Annotated in this window: 13 protein-coding genes and 1 tRNA gene; 5 read left to right on the top strand and 9 right to left on the bottom strand. The window is 46.7% G+C overall.

All coding sequences use genetic code 11. The annotated features are described in order from the left end of the window. The first annotated feature begins 578 nt into the window (after window positions 1-578). Together DQN70_RS09430 and DQN70_RS09425 are read left to right on the top strand one after the other, a co-directional pair. Window positions 579-650, top strand: a tRNA-His gene (locus DQN70_RS09430). A 564-nt stretch (window positions 651-1,214) separates the two neighbouring features. Continuing rightward, window positions 1,215-2,126 (top strand): hypothetical protein, encoded by a 912-nt coding sequence (locus tag DQN70_RS09425; protein WP_042225726.1) that lies wholly within the window; start codon window positions 1,215-1,217, stop codon window positions 2,124-2,126. 107 nt (window positions 2,127-2,233) lie between these two features. Here DQN70_RS09425 and porW read toward each other — a convergent pair whose 3' ends face one another. Genes porW through DQN70_RS09405 form a run of 4 tightly spaced genes read right to left on the bottom strand, consistent with a single transcriptional unit; the run spans window position 2,234 to window position 8,446 of the window. Continuing rightward, window positions 2,234-5,638, bottom strand: coding sequence for a type IX secretion system periplasmic lipoprotein PorW/SprE (porW, locus tag DQN70_RS09420; protein WP_023939726.1), 3,405 nt, complete (start codon window positions 5,636-5,638; stop codon window positions 2,234-2,236). A 54-nt stretch (window positions 5,639-5,692) separates the two neighbouring features. Next, entirely contained in the window at window positions 5,693-6,079 is a 387-nt protein-coding gene (locus tag DQN70_RS09415; protein WP_023936211.1) for a rhodanese-like domain-containing protein, read from the bottom strand. A 47-nt stretch (window positions 6,080-6,126) separates the two neighbouring features. Further along, window positions 6,127-7,359 carry a GTPase HflX gene (gene hflX / locus DQN70_RS09410; RefSeq protein ID WP_023936213.1) on the bottom strand — a complete coding sequence of 411 codons (1,233 nt, stop codon included), beginning with the start codon at window positions 7,357-7,359 and terminating at the stop codon, window positions 6,127-6,129. Between the two features lie 40 nt (window positions 7,360-7,399). Continuing rightward, window positions 7,400-8,446, bottom strand: a complete 1,047-nt coding sequence (locus DQN70_RS09405) for a YeiH family protein (protein ID WP_023939725.1) — start codon at window positions 8,444-8,446, stop codon at window positions 7,400-7,402. Window positions 8,447-8,741: 295 nt separating this feature from the next. Here DQN70_RS09405 and DQN70_RS09400 point away from each other — a divergent pair, with 295 nt between their 5' ends. Then, the gene (locus DQN70_RS09400) at window positions 8,742-9,260 is read left to right on the top strand and encodes a bifunctional adenosylcobinamide kinase/adenosylcobinamide-phosphate guanylyltransferase (protein ID WP_023936217.1); all 519 of its coding nucleotides are present in this window, start codon (window positions 8,742-8,744) and stop codon (window positions 9,258-9,260) included. A 74-nt stretch (window positions 9,261-9,334) separates the two neighbouring features. Next, window positions 9,335-10,381 (top strand): nicotinate-nucleotide--dimethylbenzimidazole phosphoribosyltransferase, encoded by a 1,047-nt coding sequence (cobT, locus tag DQN70_RS09395; RefSeq protein WP_023936221.1) that lies wholly within the window; start codon window positions 9,335-9,337, stop codon window positions 10,379-10,381. 699 nt (window positions 10,382-11,080) lie between these two features. On the opposite strand, the gene DQN70_RS09390 is transcribed toward cobT, so the two are convergent. The 3 genes from DQN70_RS09390 to DQN70_RS09380 form a co-directional block, all read right to left on the bottom strand. After that, window positions 11,081-12,379 carry a replication-associated recombination protein A gene (locus DQN70_RS09390; RefSeq protein WP_023939724.1) on the bottom strand — a complete coding sequence of 433 codons (1,299 nt, stop codon included), beginning with the start codon at window positions 12,377-12,379 and terminating at the stop codon, window positions 11,081-11,083. Window positions 12,380-12,407: 28 nt separating this feature from the next. Next, a complete protein-coding gene (gene ligA, locus DQN70_RS09385) occupies window positions 12,408-14,438 on the bottom strand; it encodes an NAD-dependent DNA ligase LigA (RefSeq protein WP_023939723.1) in 2,031 nt (676 codons plus the stop codon). 164 nt (window positions 14,439-14,602) lie between these two features. After that, window positions 14,603-15,049 (bottom strand): copper resistance protein NlpE N-terminal domain-containing protein, encoded by a 447-nt coding sequence (locus DQN70_RS09380; RefSeq protein WP_023939722.1) that lies wholly within the window; start codon window positions 15,047-15,049, stop codon window positions 14,603-14,605. A 261-nt stretch (window positions 15,050-15,310) separates the two neighbouring features. On the opposite strand from DQN70_RS09380, the gene DQN70_RS09375 reads away from it, so the two are divergent. Continuing rightward, on the top strand, window positions 15,311-16,018 hold the full coding sequence (locus DQN70_RS09375; RefSeq protein WP_023936231.1) for an SIR2 family NAD-dependent protein deacylase: 708 nt from the start codon (window positions 15,311-15,313) through the stop codon (window positions 16,016-16,018). Here the strand turns inward: DQN70_RS09375 and DQN70_RS09370 are convergent. Together DQN70_RS09370 and DQN70_RS09365 are read right to left on the bottom strand one after the other, a co-directional pair. Next, a complete protein-coding gene (locus tag DQN70_RS09370) occupies window positions 15,985-17,298 on the bottom strand; it encodes a DUF2851 family protein (RefSeq protein WP_023939721.1) in 1,314 nt (437 codons plus the stop codon). The two genes, DQN70_RS09375 and DQN70_RS09370, sit on opposite strands and share 34 nt — an antisense overlap. Before the next feature lie 32 nt (window positions 17,299-17,330). Further along, the gene (locus DQN70_RS09365; protein WP_023939720.1) at window positions 17,331-18,404 is read right to left on the bottom strand and encodes a mannose-1-phosphate guanylyltransferase; all 1,074 of its coding nucleotides are present in this window, start codon (window positions 18,402-18,404) and stop codon (window positions 17,331-17,333) included. Between the last annotated feature and the right edge of the window lie 5 nt (window positions 18,405-18,409).

The following is an 18,409-nucleotide window of genomic DNA, read 5'->3' as shown; positions in this document are numbered from 1 at the left end:
ACGAATATGAAATTTTTGTTACGGCCTCTCATGTGCCGTCTTTATGCTGCAAAGATTGAATTTTCCAACTGAACTTACAAGCCTGTATCGCCATTCTATACGTGGAGAAGAAAGGTGTAACTGTTGATAGTAAGCTAGTTACAAAACATGCCTTATGAACAGTTGGTAATGGTGTGGCAATTGATTGTATATAAGATGTTTGTGTCGTTGATTACTATAGATACAAGAGTTATGAACAGCTATTGTAGTAGTCTCTGTAAATACCCGAAATATAGGCGTTTATGAATGATATTATAGACTTTCAAAAAGAATGAGTAATTCAGACGATGTACCAATTTTGTTTTGTTTTAGGAAAGGTTTTTGTTACGTATGGATACATATATATTAACAGTGATATTGCTCTATATTTTTTGTTTTCAGAAAAATAGGGAGTGAGACCTTGGTTTTGTTTTTGCGAATTTTTGCTGCTGGATTTCTTACATCTGATTTGAGAAGTTCCCTCTTGTAGCTTTGAAAAAGATATGCTACCTTTGCATCGCTAAGTCAGAGGGCATGTTTCTCTCCGGCTGGTTTGAATGGTGGACGTAGTTCAGTGGTAGAGCCCCAGATTGTGGTTCTGGTTGTCGTGGGTTCGAATCCCATCGTCCACCCTCCCTTGTTTCGTTTACTCCCTTTGCATATTTGCGGAGGGAGTTTTTTTATGCGCAAAACTTTCTATGTCTTTCGTTTCCCTTGGAAAAGAAGATCCTCGTCAGATCATTCTCATTATAACTATGGTTTTCGAAAGTTTTGCTGCAGATGCTTTGCATCCTCAATGCGAAGAGCTTGTGTCAACTCTTGTTTTTTTGTATTTGTTAAAAATAGAAGGACTGTAAAACCCTTTCAATACCTTGTGAGTCATTGTGTTTTGGAGCAAAGGACAAGAGAGTGAGATATGCCAATCGCCTATTAACAGTTTATTTATGGAGATTTTAGGGAATGTTTCTCTCGACGATTGAAATGGAAGAGGGAGACGAAATTTACCTTCAAGCAGAATAAATAAAACTTGCATAAATAAAAAAACTACTACCTTTGCGCCGTGTTTTTCATGGTATTAGATTTAAGGTTAACGAGAAAAAGTCGGTTGTCGTGAGACAATCGGCTTTTTTATTTTTGTGGTAAGATCAATACAGCAAATACAACACATGAGGGGTAATAACGGTAAGCTCTATTATATGCTAGCGATATTGCTGGCACATCTTCTTTGGCTGGGATATGTTTTGTTTTCAAAAGAGTCCGGAAGGGGGGGGACCTCAACTGTTTTTATTGCTATTTCTTCCATGGTTGTTCAGATTATATTGGGTTACCTGACATTTCGGAAACTATTGATTTTGGACGAAAAAGGGAGTAATCTCTTTCTTTTCTTGGCATTGTTACTTTATAGCAGCAATACGGAATTGATGTCAGGGGGGGGGATGTATATTTATGCTGCTCCTCTATTTATTCTCTCTCTGATTATTCTATTAGGAGCCTATCATACTGATGAGGGAAGTATCACGATCGCAAGCAGTGGCTTGTTATTCGGCTTCTCGGTGCCGCTGTGGCCTCCCGTGCTATATACTCTGCCTCTTTGGTTTTTGTTTTTGTATCTCCTTCGATCAGTGACTCCCAGGCAGATCGTTGCCTTTCTATTCGGGATGTTTTTGAGTTGGTGGTTGGCTTTACCTCTACTTTTTTTCTCTAAAGCGCGAGCTTTTCTCTTGGAGGGATGGATGCGAATGTCCAATTGGGCTTTTCCCAGCGAGGCTTTCAATACCTACACTCTGATTTCTCATTGGATTTATCCCTTGATACTGCTTTCTTCTCTGTTATGGGCTATATCTGCAACTCATTTAACTGTTCGGAAAGAAAAAGTTCGGATACGCTCTTTTTTTGCAATCCTCACTGTTTGGCCTCTTTACCTATTGCCTTTCTATCTCTTTTTGCCGAAAGAATCAGCCGGTATGCTTTACCTTTCGCTCTTGCCTTCAGCCGTACTTTTGGCGAAGGCTATAGAAACTGTAGCCAAGCGCTATCAGGCGTGGATTATAACAAGTCTGTGTACAGTGTTTATTGTCTTGTTAGTCTTGCAAACTTTTCTTGGTTGATTGTTAGAGGCTTTCCCTCGCTAGTTCATGAGCTCTCTCTGTAGATACTCTCTATATTCATCTCCCCCAAAAAAGGGGACGACCATTCAATATAGAAGAGCAACTTGCTAGCTCTTTTGCTTGCGTTTTGCTTGCTCTTTCTCTTTGAGTCGGTACTTACGCTCTTTTTCTCGTTCTTTCTGTTCTTTTTGACGCTCTTTGAGCTGCTGTTTGCGTTGCTTGGCACGCTCACGCTGTTCGCGCTTTCTTTGCTTGAGCCTTTCTTTTCTTTCGCGTTCTTTCTGTTTAAGCTCTTTGCGTCGTTCTTTTTCTTTTTGTTTTTTGAGCCTTTCGGCAGCCCTTTTCTCAGCCTTTTCTTGCTCTTTACGGGAGTTGTAGAGATGGCGTGTGTCTTCATAGGTCAGAGGTTCGGGCTTGGCTATATCTCGGCTTGGGAGAGGATTGGTAGAGACAGTATCGGCTGAGAGAGAAGGTTGTGCGGCAGGTAGAGCTATAGAGTCGTTGTTCTCTTCCTTGATGGAGCGATCAATATCGAACGTGAGGGGATTAGTTGGCAATATGCTGTCTGATTCGATTTTTCCGGATTGTTGTCTCGATTGCTTTTCGTCTGTTTTTTCTCCTAATTTCCTGCCGGAGACTGTCGCCCAGCGCATGAGAAGTAACTCCGGGTCTCTCCCTTGGAAATTCTCTTGAAGGAAGTTCATGTACTCAGCTAAGCTTCGGCCTTCATCAAGAAGCCTGGCATTGCTTTCGGAAATAGGAAATAGAATAGCTCTATCAGTTAATTTAGGCATATAGCCATCTGTATCGTACGCCTGTTTAATGTAATACCAAGCGACAGAGGCCGAAGGGAATGTGCGTATCATAATCTGCTCATATTCTCCCCGGCGACTGGGAATGGCATCCAAGGTATAACGTGTAAAACGAGCATAGTCAAAAGCACTCACAGCAAAGACAATGGCATTCCTGTCCATGCTGCCCGAGGGATAGAGCAGAATAGTACAATAGGGTTCGTTGTGCAAAGAAAATGGAGGAAGTATGGAGTCGACTTTCTCTGTAGCTGTCGGTCGTAGATCCCAATCCAATTCTTTGTACCCACCTTTGCTGATCTTTCGCCCATTGAGCAGTTGGGCAAGCATTGCTTGGGCCAGCTCTGCTACATCGCTTTTTTGTGTCAGTTGTACAACTTCTTGCAGACTGCGTTTGAATCCTTCATTATCTCCTTCCAATACATAGCATAGTGCATCGAGGAAAGCCATTTGAGGCAGTAATTCTGCTGTTGGATAGTTTTCTTGCAATTCCTTGTGTTTTCGACGTACTTCTTCGGGCTTCCCTTGCATATAAGCTTCATAGGCCTCTTGGTAGATCTTTTGTTCGTATTGCCGGATATTGCGGAGTTTATTAAGGTATTCCGGGTCCCTTAGAGCTTGAGCAAGCGGATCCTTGGGGTATTCGGACAAAATACGCTGGCGGTATGTCTCTGCTTGATTCGGCTGTCCAATTTGGCTGTAAAGCATATACAGTTTATATAGCACCTCCACTTTGTTGGAGACAGAGGGGAACCGATTCAGTAAGGCTTCGTAGGAGTGTATTGCTTCATCCGGAAGTTCCATCTGGTCTGAAAAGACCTGCCCCATGCCTTCTAACGCAGTTACCACAATTTGATTGGAGGCCTCCATCGCTTCTGGTGTCAGAGGAATATTACGCAGATAATAGGCCGGCTCAAAAGGATCGGATGCGCCTGCTTCGTTGGACGGAGCATCGGCACCATCAGGCGAAACAGAGGAGTTGTCTGTGTTAGAGGCATCAGAAGAAAGTCGATCAGTCATTTTGGAGTCGGACTCTATCTCATTTGGAGTAAAATCAATGTCCTTGCGTCTTCTGCGCCAATTGTCTTCGAGAGAACGCTGTCCCCATTTTTGTGTAAAGAGAGCCTTTCCTTGGGTGATCAATTGAGGATTGTAGAAGTAAAACTCTCCGCTGGTCGAACCGGGAACTTGTTGGAGAGACATGCCCGATGATCCTCTATTGCCTTGCCTATTGTCTTGTTGTGACAAGAAATCGTTTTGCTCTTGTTGAGCCAAAAGTCCTTCCCGCTCAGCTCTTTTCTCCGCCTCTCGTGCTGCTTTTTTTGCTGCTGCTATAGCACTGTCAATTACTGCCATGCGTTCTTTTTCGGGCATGGCTGCCAAACGTTGCAAACTGTCTTGTTCGTTGAGAGCTGCTACGTGCACTACCAAGGCATCCAGCTTGGTCGAGAGATCGTTTATGCGATCATAATCATGATGCAGCTTGTCCAGGCTCGATAGGGCTGCCGAGTAGGCTGGCTGTGCCTTGGTGTACAGCTTGCGTGCCATATAGATATCCCCCAAACGCAAATTGGCCAAAGCGTAGTCGGCTGCTTTGGCTTTGCTGGAGTCAGCAGCCAGATGATAGGCAGCCAGAGCCTTGGTGGTATCCGGCAGTCCCATGTACACATGTCCGACAGCAAGATAGATTTGATCTTGTACTTCGGCGTATTTGTATTGTCTGGCCATCCGTTCGAGCCGAGTTGCCACAGGTCGTGGATTGTCGCGCCCTTGTAGCTCCGTCTTGCGAATACGTGCGGCCAAATCCAACTCGAAAGGGGGATTTGATCTAATAACCTTGGAATAGGCCCGGACTGCTAAAAGGTAGTCTCCGCTTTGTTGAGCCAATTGCCCCAGGAGGTAGTGTATTCGTGCTTTTTGCAGCTTGTGCTTTTCTGCTTTTGCTGCTTGTTGCAAGAAGGGAATGGCCTCTTTCCATCTCTTTTGCCCAAGCATGTTTGCTGCCATGCACTGGTCGTATAGGCCGGGGAGACGTCTGGCAGGAGACTGTTCTGGAATCAGCTCCAAAACACGTTGCCCCTCGCTGATCCATCCCATGGCAATGTAACATCTCAGTTGCCATAGTCTTGCTGCGTCTCTCAGCTCTGTCTGTGTTTTGTATATACGGGCGATATAGGCAAACGTTGCCATCGCTTCCAGAAAATCTCCATTGTGGTACTGCGATTGTCCGAGCAACATCCATGCGTTGTGCAGGAATGGATTGTACTCGGTACGCTCCATGAAGGCTTTTTCTTTGGCAGATATTTTGGAGGAGGGTTCTCTTTCCGGTTTGCTTCGTATACTATGCAGGCTAATCGATTTACGAGCTTTCATGATAGCCGCATCAAAGGGGCCTCCACTTGTTTTCTTGGGTTCGGATGGGTTGTAGACAATCGGCTCCAGAGCTATAAGTTCCGAATAACTCTCTCGTCTTTGTTCGATGAGCTGATTATAAGCTTCTTCGTAGGCATTTTTGCCATTAAAATAGACATTGTAGCGTGTAGTGAAGCTGTGGTAAAACCGATTGTAGGCTGTATTCTTTTTGCTTGCACACCCCAAGAGTAGGAGAATAAAAATGATAAGCAAAACCAGAGATGCCCTCGGGTTTACTCCAAGTAAGACCGAGAGGATACGATGGCGTTGTCGAATGAGTTTCGTGTGCATGCAAATGGGGCGCGGTTGCCTATCGACTAAGAAAAGAATCGATGGCTATAGGGCTTACTTCTTATAGGGGTAATTTTTGTAGCCACCCTCCAGATTATAAACTTTCTTATAACCCAGACTGACAAGTATTTTGGCAGCTTTGGCTGAGCGAGCTCCTGAGCGGCAGTAGACAGCTAAATGGCAGTTTTTGTCGAGAGAGGCAATGGCTTTTTTCTCAAAATCGGGCTGGCGTACATCAATCATTATTGCGCGTTCCAGATGACCGGCTGCAAATTCGGCTTCGCTCCGGACGTCTACTATCTGCACTGTGGTGTCAGCCAGTAGTTTGGCAAACTTTTCGGCTGATACAGTTTCAAATCCATCGGCCTTGTCGAAGCTAACAAGAGACCAGAAGAGAAAAAGAGTAGAGACAATAAATAGGGGAAATGAAATCCTTTTCATATCAACAATTAATTAAAATCTTATAAAGTTATCTTATGTCTACTGCTCTACTCGGTATCTTCCTGCAGTACATCATTGTAATCCTGAAACAAAAAATCGTTGTACGGATACCTCTCTACGTGTATTTGCTTCACACGTTCGTAGAGCAGCGATTTGAGCATATCCATCCCTCGCATGTCCTTGGCAGACACAAAGAGACAATCCGGCCCCGCTTGCGCCATCCAAGTTTGTCGGAGTTGTTCCAAGCTGATGTTTTCTTTCGTCATGGGCGTAAGGTCATCTTCCTCTTTGAGAACAAACGTGAAAGCATCTATTTTATTGAATACGAGTATTGAGGGCTTGTCTTCTCCATCTAAAATCTCTTTAAGAGTCTGCTGCACAACTTGGATTTGTTCCTCAAAATTGGGATGCGAAATATCCACCACGTGTACCAATAAATCAGCTTCTCGGACTTCGTCCAATGTGCTCTTGAAAGACTCTACCAATTGGGTCGGCAGCTTGCGGATGAAACCGACTGTATCGGATAGCAGGAAAGGGAGGTTGTGTATGACCACTTTGCGCACGGTCGTATCCAGTGTTGCAAAGAGTTTGTTTTCAGCAAAAAGATCAGTTTTGGAGAGAACATTCATCAAAGTTGATTTTCCCACATTGGTGTAGCCTACCAATGCGACACGTACCATTTTACCCCTGTTTTTACGCTGCACGGTCTTTTGTTTGTCAATATCTCGCAATTGTTCTTTTAAGCGAGCTATCTTGTCCAACACGATACGGCGGTCTGTTTCCAACTGCGTTTCTCCGGGGCCTCTCATCCCTACACCTCCACGTTGTCGCTCCAAGTGGGTCCACAAACGGGTCAGACGAGGTAGCATATATTGATACTGCGCCAGCTCCACTTGGGTCTTGGCGTGTGCCGTCTGTGCCCGTGTAGCGAAGATATCCAAAATCAAGCCTGTACGGTCGATTACCTTGATTTTGAGTGCCAGCTCAATATTGCGAATCTGTTTGGGGCTTAGTTCATCATCAAATATAATGACACCGACTTCGTGTTCCTCTATATAAGATGCAATCTCTTCCAATTTGCCTTTACCAACAAATGTGGTAGAGTTAGGTAGATCGAGTTTTTGCGTAAAGCGTCGGAGGGTGGTCAATCCGGCTGTTTCAGCCAGAAATTCCAGCTCATCAAGATTTTCCTTTACCTGTTCGTCAGTCTCGGTCTGAGAGATTAGCCCCACAAGCACGGCTGTTTCGCTCTTGAGGGTGGAGATTACAAATTCTTTCATACAGACACAAAGATAATTGAGACTGCGAAATGAAAGCCTGTCAGCAAATGAGTCTCACGGCAGTATAACCAAAGAAGATGAGCCAAATGAAGAGAAGCAAGGCCAATAAGAAGGGTTTGAATCCGGCTTCACGGAATCGGCGAAATCCGGCATCGCTACCCAGAGCAGCCATAGCCATGGTGAGAGCAAAGGTATCAGCCTGTTCGATGTATTTGCCCATTTGCTGAAATGAGTCTGAGAAGTCGTGCATCTGTGCCATCTGTCCCAGCCATGAGTTAAGAATGATCACTAATAAGAACCAAATAGCAAACCAGGGAATAGATATTTCACGACGACCGGAATATTCTTGCTTTCGGCGACCTGTGAAAAAACTGAGCAGAAGCAGAAATGGAGCCAACAAAATGACACGTATCATCTTCGTAATAGTGGCCAAGTTGGCAATTATGGGGTTGTCCATCGCAGCCCCTGCTCCGGCCACATGGGCTACCTCGTGCAGCGTAGAGCCGGTATAGATGGCCAGCTGATGTTCGCTGAGAGAGGATAGCAATCCCGAGTGGTACAAGGCCGGATAGAGGAACATCCCCATGGTACCAAATAGTACTACTGTCGATACGGCTATCACCGTTTTGTAGGGTTTGTCACCAAGTACTGGCTCTGTGCCAAGCACAGCTGCTGCTCCACAGATAGCAGAGCCGGAAGCGGTAAGGATACTGAGATTACGATCTAATCGGAACAGGCGTCCGAGTCCCGTTCCCAATAGTATTACAGAGCTTACCACCAGACCATCCACCAATAATCCTTGCCACCCTACGGCTGCCACATCGTTGAGAGTAAGACGAAATCCGAAGCAGACAATTGCTATCCTCAGGATATTTTTTGCTGTGATCCTGAGCCCAGGTTCCCAGGAAGCCGGTAGTTTGCTGCGGAAAGTATTGGCATATATCATTCCCAGAAGGATACCTATAATCAGAGGACTGATATGTAGAGAACGAAAAGGGGGAAGGGCGGATAGTACGAATGCGACTACGGAGAAAAGCATCATTAGGAGTATTCCTCCCATTATGCCTGCTATGGATTTGTCTTTCATTGGATGTTAGATTTGCACAAGTCACGGAGGGGGACATTTTACTTTGCCCCCACTCAATTCGGGCGCAAAGATATTACTTGGAACCAAATTTCCCATTCCCTCTTAGTGCTGATCCAGTTTGCCTTCGTACTCGTCTGCATATCACAATGGTTGGATGTCTTGAATACTGAGGGAAAGCAGCATTAACAATGCTATTAAACTTGCTCCACGAATATCTTTGCACGACGGGCTATTAGACTGTACCTTTGTGCTGCTATCGTGGGGCTTAGCTCCAATATGCATTGAAAAAGCATCTATGGGAAAAATAATCTTTGTAAGCGGAGGGCAACGTTCCGGTAAGAGTCTTTTTGCCGAACGTCTGGTCTTGGCTGAATCGGACTGTCCGGTCTATGTGGCGACAGCCGAGGTGCATGATGCAGATTTTGCTGACCGTGTAAGAAAACATCAGGAGCGTCGTGGAAGCTCCTGGACCAATATTGAAGAAACCAGACAAATTGGGGCTCTTGGTTTGGCCGGCCGTGTTGTATTGGTAGACTGCTTAACCCTCTGGGCAAGCAATCTCTTTTTTGATTACGAAGCAGAGGGAATAGACAAAGCATGGACTCAAATGCAAGAAGAGCTTGATCGCTTGCTAAGCAAAAGTCAGGCTGATCTGCTCGTATTGGTGAGCAATGAAATAGGGTTGGGAGGAACTTCTGCCAATCGGATGCAGCGCAAATTTGCCGATTTACTGGGCTGGGTCAATCAGTATGTGGCATCCAGAAGCGATGAGGCCTACTTGATAGTATCCGGCCTGCCACTGCGCTTGAAATAAATTGCCTCTGCCCTAAATTCGAGGTAGGGAAATTGCATGATCGATACTTTTTTACTCACATCATAAATGCAGCTATGATACCTTTTCATCCCACACTGCCGGACGAGACTCTTAGACCGGCCGTTATTGACAAAATCAATAATCTGACCAAGCCCAAAGGTTCCCTCGGCTTACTCGAATCGTTGGCTGAGCAGATTTGTATGATTCAGCACAGTCTGTCTCCCCATTTAAGTTGTCCTACCAATCTCCTTTTCGGGGCAGACCACGGAGTGGAGGTTGAAGGTGTAAGTCTTTCGCCTCGTTGCGTCACTTGGCAGCAAATGCTACACTTCATGGGAGGCAAGGGAGCCGGCATTACTTTTTTGTGCAACCAGCATAATTTCCGTTTGGTATTGGTGGATGCTGGAGTTGATTATGATTTCCCACGAGAGTGCAGCATTATTGATCGAAAAGTGCGCAAAGGGACACATAATTATCTTTACCAATCAGCTATGAGTCGGGAAGAAATGGAGCGTTGTCTTCGTGACGGAGCTGCCGAAGTGGATAAGCTACGCCAGAGTGGATGCAATATCCTCTCTATTGGTGAGATGGGGATTGGCAATACCTCTGCATCCTCTCTTTGGATGTCGTGTCTGGCTGATATAGATCTACCAGTGTGTGTCGGGGCAGGCAGCGGGCTCGATGACAAGGGAGTTGCACACAAATTGGATATCCTTACTCGTTCGCTCGCTCGTTTCAAAGGAAATCGTCACGATGTCTATGCTGTGATGAGTGAGTTTGGAGGATTTGAAATGGTGATGGCTGTCGGGGCTATGCTTAGGGCGGCGGAGTTGCATATGGTGATTTTAGTGGATGGCTTTATCATGTCCGCCTGCATGCTGGCAGCCTCTTTTATTGCTCCGGAAGTATTGGCTTATGCCATTTTTGCTCATACCGGTCAAGAATCGGGGCACAAGCATCTTTTGGCCAAAATGCAGGCACGGCCGATCCTTAACTTGGGTCTAAGGTTGGGAGAAGGGTCGGGGGCCGTGTGTGCCTATCCAATCGTGGAGAGTGCTGTGAGGATGGTCAATGAAATGGATTCTTTTGTCCATGCCTCGGTAAAGAAGTACTTCGACTGAGGCGAATTGTAGCAGACTGTCTCCTTTCTTTGCTAAATCCAGATTTATATTCCATAAAGCGTTGCATGGGTTTCTGTGCGACGCTTTTTCTTTTTTTTGAAAATTAGTCGTTCTTCCCTTAAATATCCTTCTTACTTCTTGATATTCAGTAAATTATTCTACAAAACTCCTTTGATAAATCTGCAAGTTTTCTTTCCCTTCATAGTAGGAAACATGCAGATTTTTATGATTAAAGGGAGCAATTCTATACGACTTTCGGGTCTTTGTATTGTCAGAACAATGGTCGCTCCGGTAAGCTGATTCGTTTGATGTGTGGCTTGTTTCTTCTCAAGCAACCTATTCTCTATCAATCTATTTCAATAACGAAAGATCTGTCCATGGCGAAAGAAGTTTCCAAAGTCATTGAGCAATCGAGCAAGAGCTTAGGAGTTTCTCTGGAAAAGCTTAGGTGCTTTCGATAGAAAGCTTTATTGCTTTTTCCCGAAAGCTAAGAAGCTTTCGATGTCCTCATTCGGAGCTTCCCGGAAAAGATGCCGAGCGATCGACAAAAAGATATTGAATTATCGGGCAAAAGATACGGCGCAATCGAGAGAATCGGGTGCTTATCAAAATAATAAGCGAGGTGCCATTTGCCAATGCTCTCTCGCTTAAAGAAGCTCTTTAAGGGACGACTAAATAAAAAATACTGTGAGAGTGCTGCTATCTCTCCTCTTCGTGTTGTCTCGTCTGGAGTTGTTCTATTCGCTCTGCTATCCGTGCTTCCATAGCCGTGTGCTTCTGTCCTTGCCAGAACTTCTCCCGGATGGCTGCATCCGGAAGGTATTGTTGGGAAACATAGTGTCCTGGGAAGTCATGTGCATACTTGTATCCTTGACCATATCCCAATTGCTGCATCACCTGATTCGATGCATTTCGCAAGTGGAGAGGTACAGGCAAATTTCCGCTTTGCTGTACATAGTCGAGAGCTTTGTCAATAGCTGTATAAGCAGAATTGCTTTTCTCGGCTGTCGCCAGATAGATAGTCGCCTCAGCTAGTGGGATTCGGCCTTCTGGCCAGCCAATACGCTCTACCGCTTCTGCTGCCGAGACAGCCAATAATAGTGCGTTGGGATTGGCTAAGCCAATGTCTTCGGCTGCCGATATGATCAGTCTCCGTGCGATGAACTTGGGGTCTTCTCCGCCAGCAATAAGTCTTGCAAGCCAGTAGATAGCAGCATCGGGATCACTCCCTCGAATACTTTTGATAAGGGCAGATGCTATGTCATAGTGCAAATCACCTCCCTTGTCAAAAGCGGTGGGATTTGCCTGTATGCTCTTTTGTACTCTCTCGTTGGTAATGATCAGCCGATCTTCTGTTTCCGAGGATAGCAGCAGGTCAAGTATATTGAGCAGCTTGCGGGCATCTCCCCCAGCATAGTGGATGAGTGCTTCTGTCTCTTGGAGTTCGCAGTGTTTGGCCTTGAGTTGTGCATCATTCTCGATTGCCCGTTTAGTCAGCTGTATGATATGTTCGTCTTGCAAAGGCTTGAGTACATATACCTGGCATCGTGAGATCAAAGGACGGATCACTTCAAATCCGGGATTCTCCGTCGTTGCTCCTATTAGTGTGAAAACACCGCGTTCGACAGCAGCGAGTAAGGAGTCTTGTTGGTTTTTGCTGAAGCGGTGTATCTCGTCTATGAAAAGGATTGGCCGATGGGGAGAAGCAAAAAGATTGGAGCCGGCTGACTGCATTCTTTCGATGACCTGCCGTACCTCTTTTACTCCCGAAGAGGTTGCCGACAGGGTATAAAAGGGTATTTCTGCTGTATGGGCAATGATCTCGGCTAAAGAGGTTTTGCCCACACCAGGAGGCCCCCACAAAATCATCGATGGGATTTGTTTGCGCTCTATCATGCTCCGCAGAGCAGTCCCCGGAGCTATCAGGTGCTCCTGTCCGATGTAGTCGGCTAAAGTTTTGGGCCGCATTCGCTCGGCCAATGGGACATTGGTAGTCATGCCACTAAGTTAAGCCAATCTTCCGGGGTTATGGTCGATCAATATACCGAGCAGTAAAGGTCTCTTCGTCCATGATTTCTATTCCAAGAGCCAGAGCCTTTTCCTGCTTGGCAGGTCCCATATTCTCTCCGGCCAAGAGAAAAAAGGTTTTGCTGGATATACTCGAAGACACTTTTGCTCCAAGTCGCTCCAGCAGAGTCTTATATTCTTCTCTACTATGGCGAGCGAAAACCCCACTTATCACTACAGTACGCCCTTGCAGTAATTGCCCTTCTTTGAGCGTTTCCCCCCGTGTCTCCTCGAAATCCTCTTGAGGAGGGTTGAGACAAACACCGGCAGCTGAGAGCCGATCGATCAACTCCCGGTTGAGAGGGTCAGCAAAGAAGTCTACGATGGAGCGTGCAATGACTTCTCCGATGTCAGGTAAGCGGCATAGTTCCTCGAAGCTGCTTTGGGCAAGGCGATCTATAGACCGGAAAGTAGCAGCCAGACGGCGTGAAACGGTCTCTCCTACATGAAGAATACCCAAACCGAAGATCAAAGCTGAGAGAGGTCTGTGTTTGGAGGTCTCTATGGCTGCAACCAGTTTTTTACTGGCTTTGGTGGCAAAACCGGGGAGTAGGAGTAAATCTTCGGAGCGCAGGTTGTAGAGGTCGGCCACATCGCAGACCAAGCCCAGAGCATATAGCCGTTCGATCGTTTCAGGACCGATGTTTATGTCGGCAGCCTTTCGTGAGGCGTAGTGCTCTATACGGGCTTTTTGTTGTGTAGGGCAATTGCGCCGATTGGGGCAATAATAGGCTGCCTCTCCTTCAAAGCGCATCAGTTTGCTTCCACAGTCAGGGCAATGAGATATGAATGTAATGGGGCTGCCCTCACTACTCCTGATTTCTGTATCGACACTCACGATCTTGGGGATAATCTCTCCCCCCTTCTCTATGTATACATAATCTCCGCTATGCAAGTCGAGGGCACGTATAATGTCGGCATTGTGCAATGAGGCGCGCTTGACTACTGTACCACTGACCAGTACCGGCTCCAAATTGGCTACCGGTGTGATGGCCCCGGTACGTCCGACCTGATATTCCACCGAAAGTAGGCGAGTACGCACACGTTCGGCTTGGTATTTATAGGCGATGGCCCAGCGAGGGCTTTTGGCGGTGTAGCCCAGTCGCTCTTGCTGCTCTTTGGAGTCTACTTTGAGTACTACTCCATCTGTTGCCACAGGTAGGTCTTTTCTACGAATATCCCAATACGACAGAAAGTCGTAGACTTCTTCCAATGAGTGGCAACATCCTACTGCTTCCGATACTTTGATCCCCCATTCTTTGCAATGCTGTAGTCGGCTGTAGTGACTGTCGTCCAACTCCGTGTTGCCCGGCAGGTAGTAGAAGTATGCATCTAAGTTCCGTTCGGCTACGATAGCTGGATCAAGCTGCTTTAGTGTACCGCTGGCTGCATTGCGAGGATTGGCAAAAGGAGGTTCTCCTTGCTCGATGCGAATACGGTTGAGTCGCTCAAATTCAGCAAATGGAAGTAGGATTTCTCCCCGGACTTCTAATTCATCGGGATATCCTGCTCCCCTTAGCCGCAGAGGAATAGAGCGAATGGTACGTACGTTGGCTGTTACATCATCACCTTGTAGACCATCTCCCCGAGTGACAGCCTGCTTCAATACACCTTGTCGATAGATGAGAGAGATGGAGAGCCCATCGAATTTCAACTCGGCTGTGATTACGAAAGCTTCTCCACCGAGGGCTTCAGATACCCGGCGGTAGAAAGCTGCTACTTCTCCGTATTCATAGGTATTGCTGAGCGAAAGCATTGGGTAGCGATGTGCGACCAAGCGAAATCCTTCCGATCTATCGGCACCGACACGTTGCGTGGGGGAATCTGCTGTTATGAGTTCCGGGTGAGATGTTTCGAGTTCCTCCAGCTGTTTCATCAAGGCATCGTATGCCTGGTCGCTGATAAGTGGTGCCGAGCGTACATAGTAGAGGTATTCGTGTTGCCTGATTTCCTCACGCAGACGGGTTATTTGTTGAGCTGTGGATTCCATTCCGCTTTCGAGCCGAGAACAATATGATATAGTAGAAAGGTTTGCAGATATATCGAGAACGAGGAAAGACCTCTGCCTCTACATTTCTGTCCGAAGCAAAGGTCTTTCCTTTGATTTAGTTTTAGGGAAGTGTTCTTAGTTCCCCTTTCGTGACAAGCAGCAACTTATTCGGTTGCCATTTCTTTCTTCAGATCGTAGAAATCAGGATTTTCGGGCATTGTCTTGTCCTGATTGAGCATCTGTACCTTTTCAGGCATTACCAAGAACATGTCGTTGGTCTCGTTGTTGAGCAACAGGGTGTCGGCATTGAGGACAAAGCTACCGTTGGTAGTCTCATCAGCCATTTCGGCATTTTGAGTATAGTGTACTAACTTGCTCCAAGACTTGTCCTGATTCAATGTCAAAGTCACCTGGGTCTCGCTCTTGGCATTAGCACCGGGTATTGTATCTGTATAGGTGCCTACGAGGGCAGCTACTGCGGTTGAGTCTGCTACGAAAGCAGCTCTCTCTGCTGCGGCGATACTGTCTTGTGTAGCGTCGTTAGTTGTCTTGTTACCGCCACAAGCAACGAGGGTAGCTGCAATAGCTACAACGGATACCAACTTTTTCATTTCAAAAAACTCCTTACTCATTAAGATAGATTAAACTAAAAAGAACTTCTCGTTTGGCGGAGGAGGCTCGCAGGGTTTAGGAACGGCCTACGAAAAAAAGTCTCCGACACCGGGGCAAAGCTACAATAATATTTCAGAAATTATTCCAATGCAGTTCACTTCTCATCGACAAAACTCCCCTATAAGCAGCGACATACATCCGCCTACACTGAGATTTGATTAGCTTTGAGGAGTACATCATACAATAGATTAAAACAGCTTATGGAAACAAAAAAGAAAGCCCGATTGGTAGTCCTTACTGGAGCCGGCATGAGTGCCGAGAGCGGGATCTCTACTTTTAGAGACAGCAATGGGCTGTGGGAAAATCATCGTGTCGAGGATGTTGCTTCGATAGAGGGATTTGAGCGAAATCCAGAATTAGTTCTGGACTTCTATAATGCCAGGCGCAGAGCATACAAGGGCTGTGATCCTAATGAGGGGCATCGCATATTGGCTCAGTTGGAGGAGCAGTACGAAGTGAAAATCATTACTCAGAATGTAGATGATCTGCACGAGCGTGCAGGGAGTAGTTCTGTGATACATCTACACGGAGAACTGATGAAAAACAGAAGTGTGCGTACAGACCGGGTACTCTATGATGTAGATCTCGACAATCCCGACCTCCATGTAGGAGATTTGGCCCCTGATGGCAGTCAGTTACGTCCGTTTATCGTATGGTTCGGAGAACCTGTGCCTATGATAGAGCCAGCGATACAACTTGCTCAAACGGCCGATATATTCGTGGTGGTCGGCACTTCACTTGTGGTTTATCCTGCAGCTGGCTTGCTCAACTATGTGCCACGAGGCTGTCCTATATACCTGATTGATCCCCAACCTGTAGCTGCCACAAGAGCCGGAGTACAGCACATACAGGCAAAGGCGACTACCGGTTTGGCTCAACTTAGGGCAGTGTTGCTCAATAGACAGTAGCCGATATGGCAACTCAGGCAGCGGCTTGCGCTGCAGTAGACTTTGTAGAGCTGTATCAGCCCTTGACTTTGTAGCATATTGGTTGGCTTCACAACGGAGGGAACAAAAAACCGGGTGTAGCGATTTTGTTCGGCTGGCATTTGCTCAAGGAGTCTTTTTGCCCGTTCTCGATAAGAGTTATCTTTTCTGATATGCCCATAGGCAGAGAGTAGGGGACAGAGCACATTGGCTATTATCAGCTGACGAGTGTTGCGGCTTATTCCTTGCTCCTTTATCTCCGGCCTTGTTGTGCTGAAAGAATAATGGGTGAGCCAATAAGGTGATACTCTCACTTGGTCGAATACGGCTTCGGCCTCCTCTACACAGGAAGCTGACATGAGACGGCTAAAGAGAAATTCGTGTTTGTGGAGCAAGGCTGCAAATTGAGCTATACGAATGGTTGGGAATGCAGCGGGGCGGATTCGTAGCATACGTATACAGCCCACAGGTAGAGGGCTCAATCCGTATTTGTGAGCCAGGAAGCAGTATTCCCTGTCAAGCTGCTCTACATAGCGAATAGTGTCTTCGTCCGCCTCCCCGAGAGTAGACGGATCGGGTATCAGACCGGCTATACCGTACAGCATTGCTTCTATTTGCAGCAGTTGTCCGCGTTGCTTGCGGATATAGGAATAGGGCAGGTGTCGTGCCAGTTGCTCAAAGGCTTCTGCATTTACATTGCCACCAAGGTAGCGAGCGAGCAGGATATAGGTTAGCTCATTCCAGTCTGTTTGCAGAGGTAAGAGCATCTGGCTGATTTGTTCGGCTTTTCGGTCAAGGCGTTCCCCTGCCAACTGGAGTAACCAATGTTGCCATTCCCCTTCTTGTATCCGGTCTTTTTCGGCTATGCAAGCCGGACTTTTTGAGCGGCTGAGAAGTTCGCCGGCCAGACGTTGCATGGCTCCCGGTATAGAAATTCGTGCTGTAGGTAGGGGTGAGCCATTCGCATGGTAGACGGGTACATCGTCTTGCAGCACGATGTGTAGGATTACGTTGTCGTACGCCGGATCTCTGTCATGTTTGTGTGTGTACCAATCGGAGCTTTTCTTGTGTATCTCTACACATCCGACCATCTCCACTTCACCTATCTTGATGGAGGCATTGAAAAAGTCCGGTCCGGCATCTATGTTCAGTTCTCCCGGAGACAGAACAGACACCGCCTGTCCGGCCTCCGTCCCATTTACATAGACAAGAGAGTCGTACAGGCGGTACCTGAAAGCATAGTGCAAGAGCTTCTCTTCCACTTTGTCTCCTATATTCTCGGCTAAAGAGAGGACTAGTTGTAGTCGTCTCCGAACTGTAGTGCCGTGTCAGCCACGAAGTGCTTGATTCGTTGCTCTTGGTCTTGTTTACATATCAAGAGTACGTTGTCGCTCTCTGCCACGATGCAGTTGTCTATACCTTGCACTACGACCACTCTATCGGGGTTGTCCAATGCCACAAGGTTCCCTTTGGCTTCGTAAAAGAGAGCTTTGCTCTTGAGAGCCACATTTGCATTCTTGTCTGGACTTCCCAATTCGTAGAGAGCTCCCCACGTCCCCAAGTCTGCCCAACCGAAGTCCACCGGCATAACGAGCACGTTCTCAGCTTTCTCCATTACTCCGTAGTCGATAGAGATGCTTGGGCAACGTGGAAAACGATCTTTGATAAAGGTCTTTTCCTCTTCGCTGCCATATATATCTGTCCTATCCAGTTGTGAGGCTACTTCCGGTAGATGCTGTGCAAAGGCTTCTGTGATAGTGGCTATGTTCCACACGAACATACCACTGTTCCACAAAAACTCACCGGAGGTATAGAAAATCTTAGCCATCTCCAGATCGGGCTTCTCAGTGAAGGTTTTTACCTTGAACAAGTGATCACTTACCCGATCGGAAACCTGGATGTATCCGTATCCTGTTTCGGGTCTGGAGGGTTTGATACCAAGGGTTATAAGGCTGGGGTGGGCAGCTACATGATCCAAAGCTCGATTTGCAGCCAATGCAAAATCCTCCTCTTTGAGTATGAGGTGGTCGCTGGGGGCTACCACTACGTTGGCCTGAGGATCTATCGAGCGGATATAATACATGGCATAGGCAATGCAAGGAGCCGTATTGCGTCTGCACGGCTCACCCAAGATGCGAGAAGGCAGAATTTCCGGCAGTTGGGCCTGCACTTTGTCTACATAGGCCTCATTGGTTACTACGAAGATATTTTCTTGAGGAATAAACTTGGCGAAACGGTCGAAAGTCATTTGCAGCAATGAGCGGCCGGTACCAAAGAAGTCGAGGAACTGCTTGGGTTGTTGCTCCCGGCTGAAGGGCCAAAAGCGACTTCCAATGCCGCCGCCCATAATCACGCAATAATTAGCCATGGTGA

The sequence above is a fragment of the Porphyromonas crevioricanis genome (assembly GCF_900476255.1).
Lineage (GTDB): Bacteria > Bacteroidota > Bacteroidia > Bacteroidales > Porphyromonadaceae > Porphyromonas > Porphyromonas crevioricanis.
Note: the sequence above shows the minus strand (reverse complement) of the source record. Positions and strands in the feature narration are given on the sequence as shown.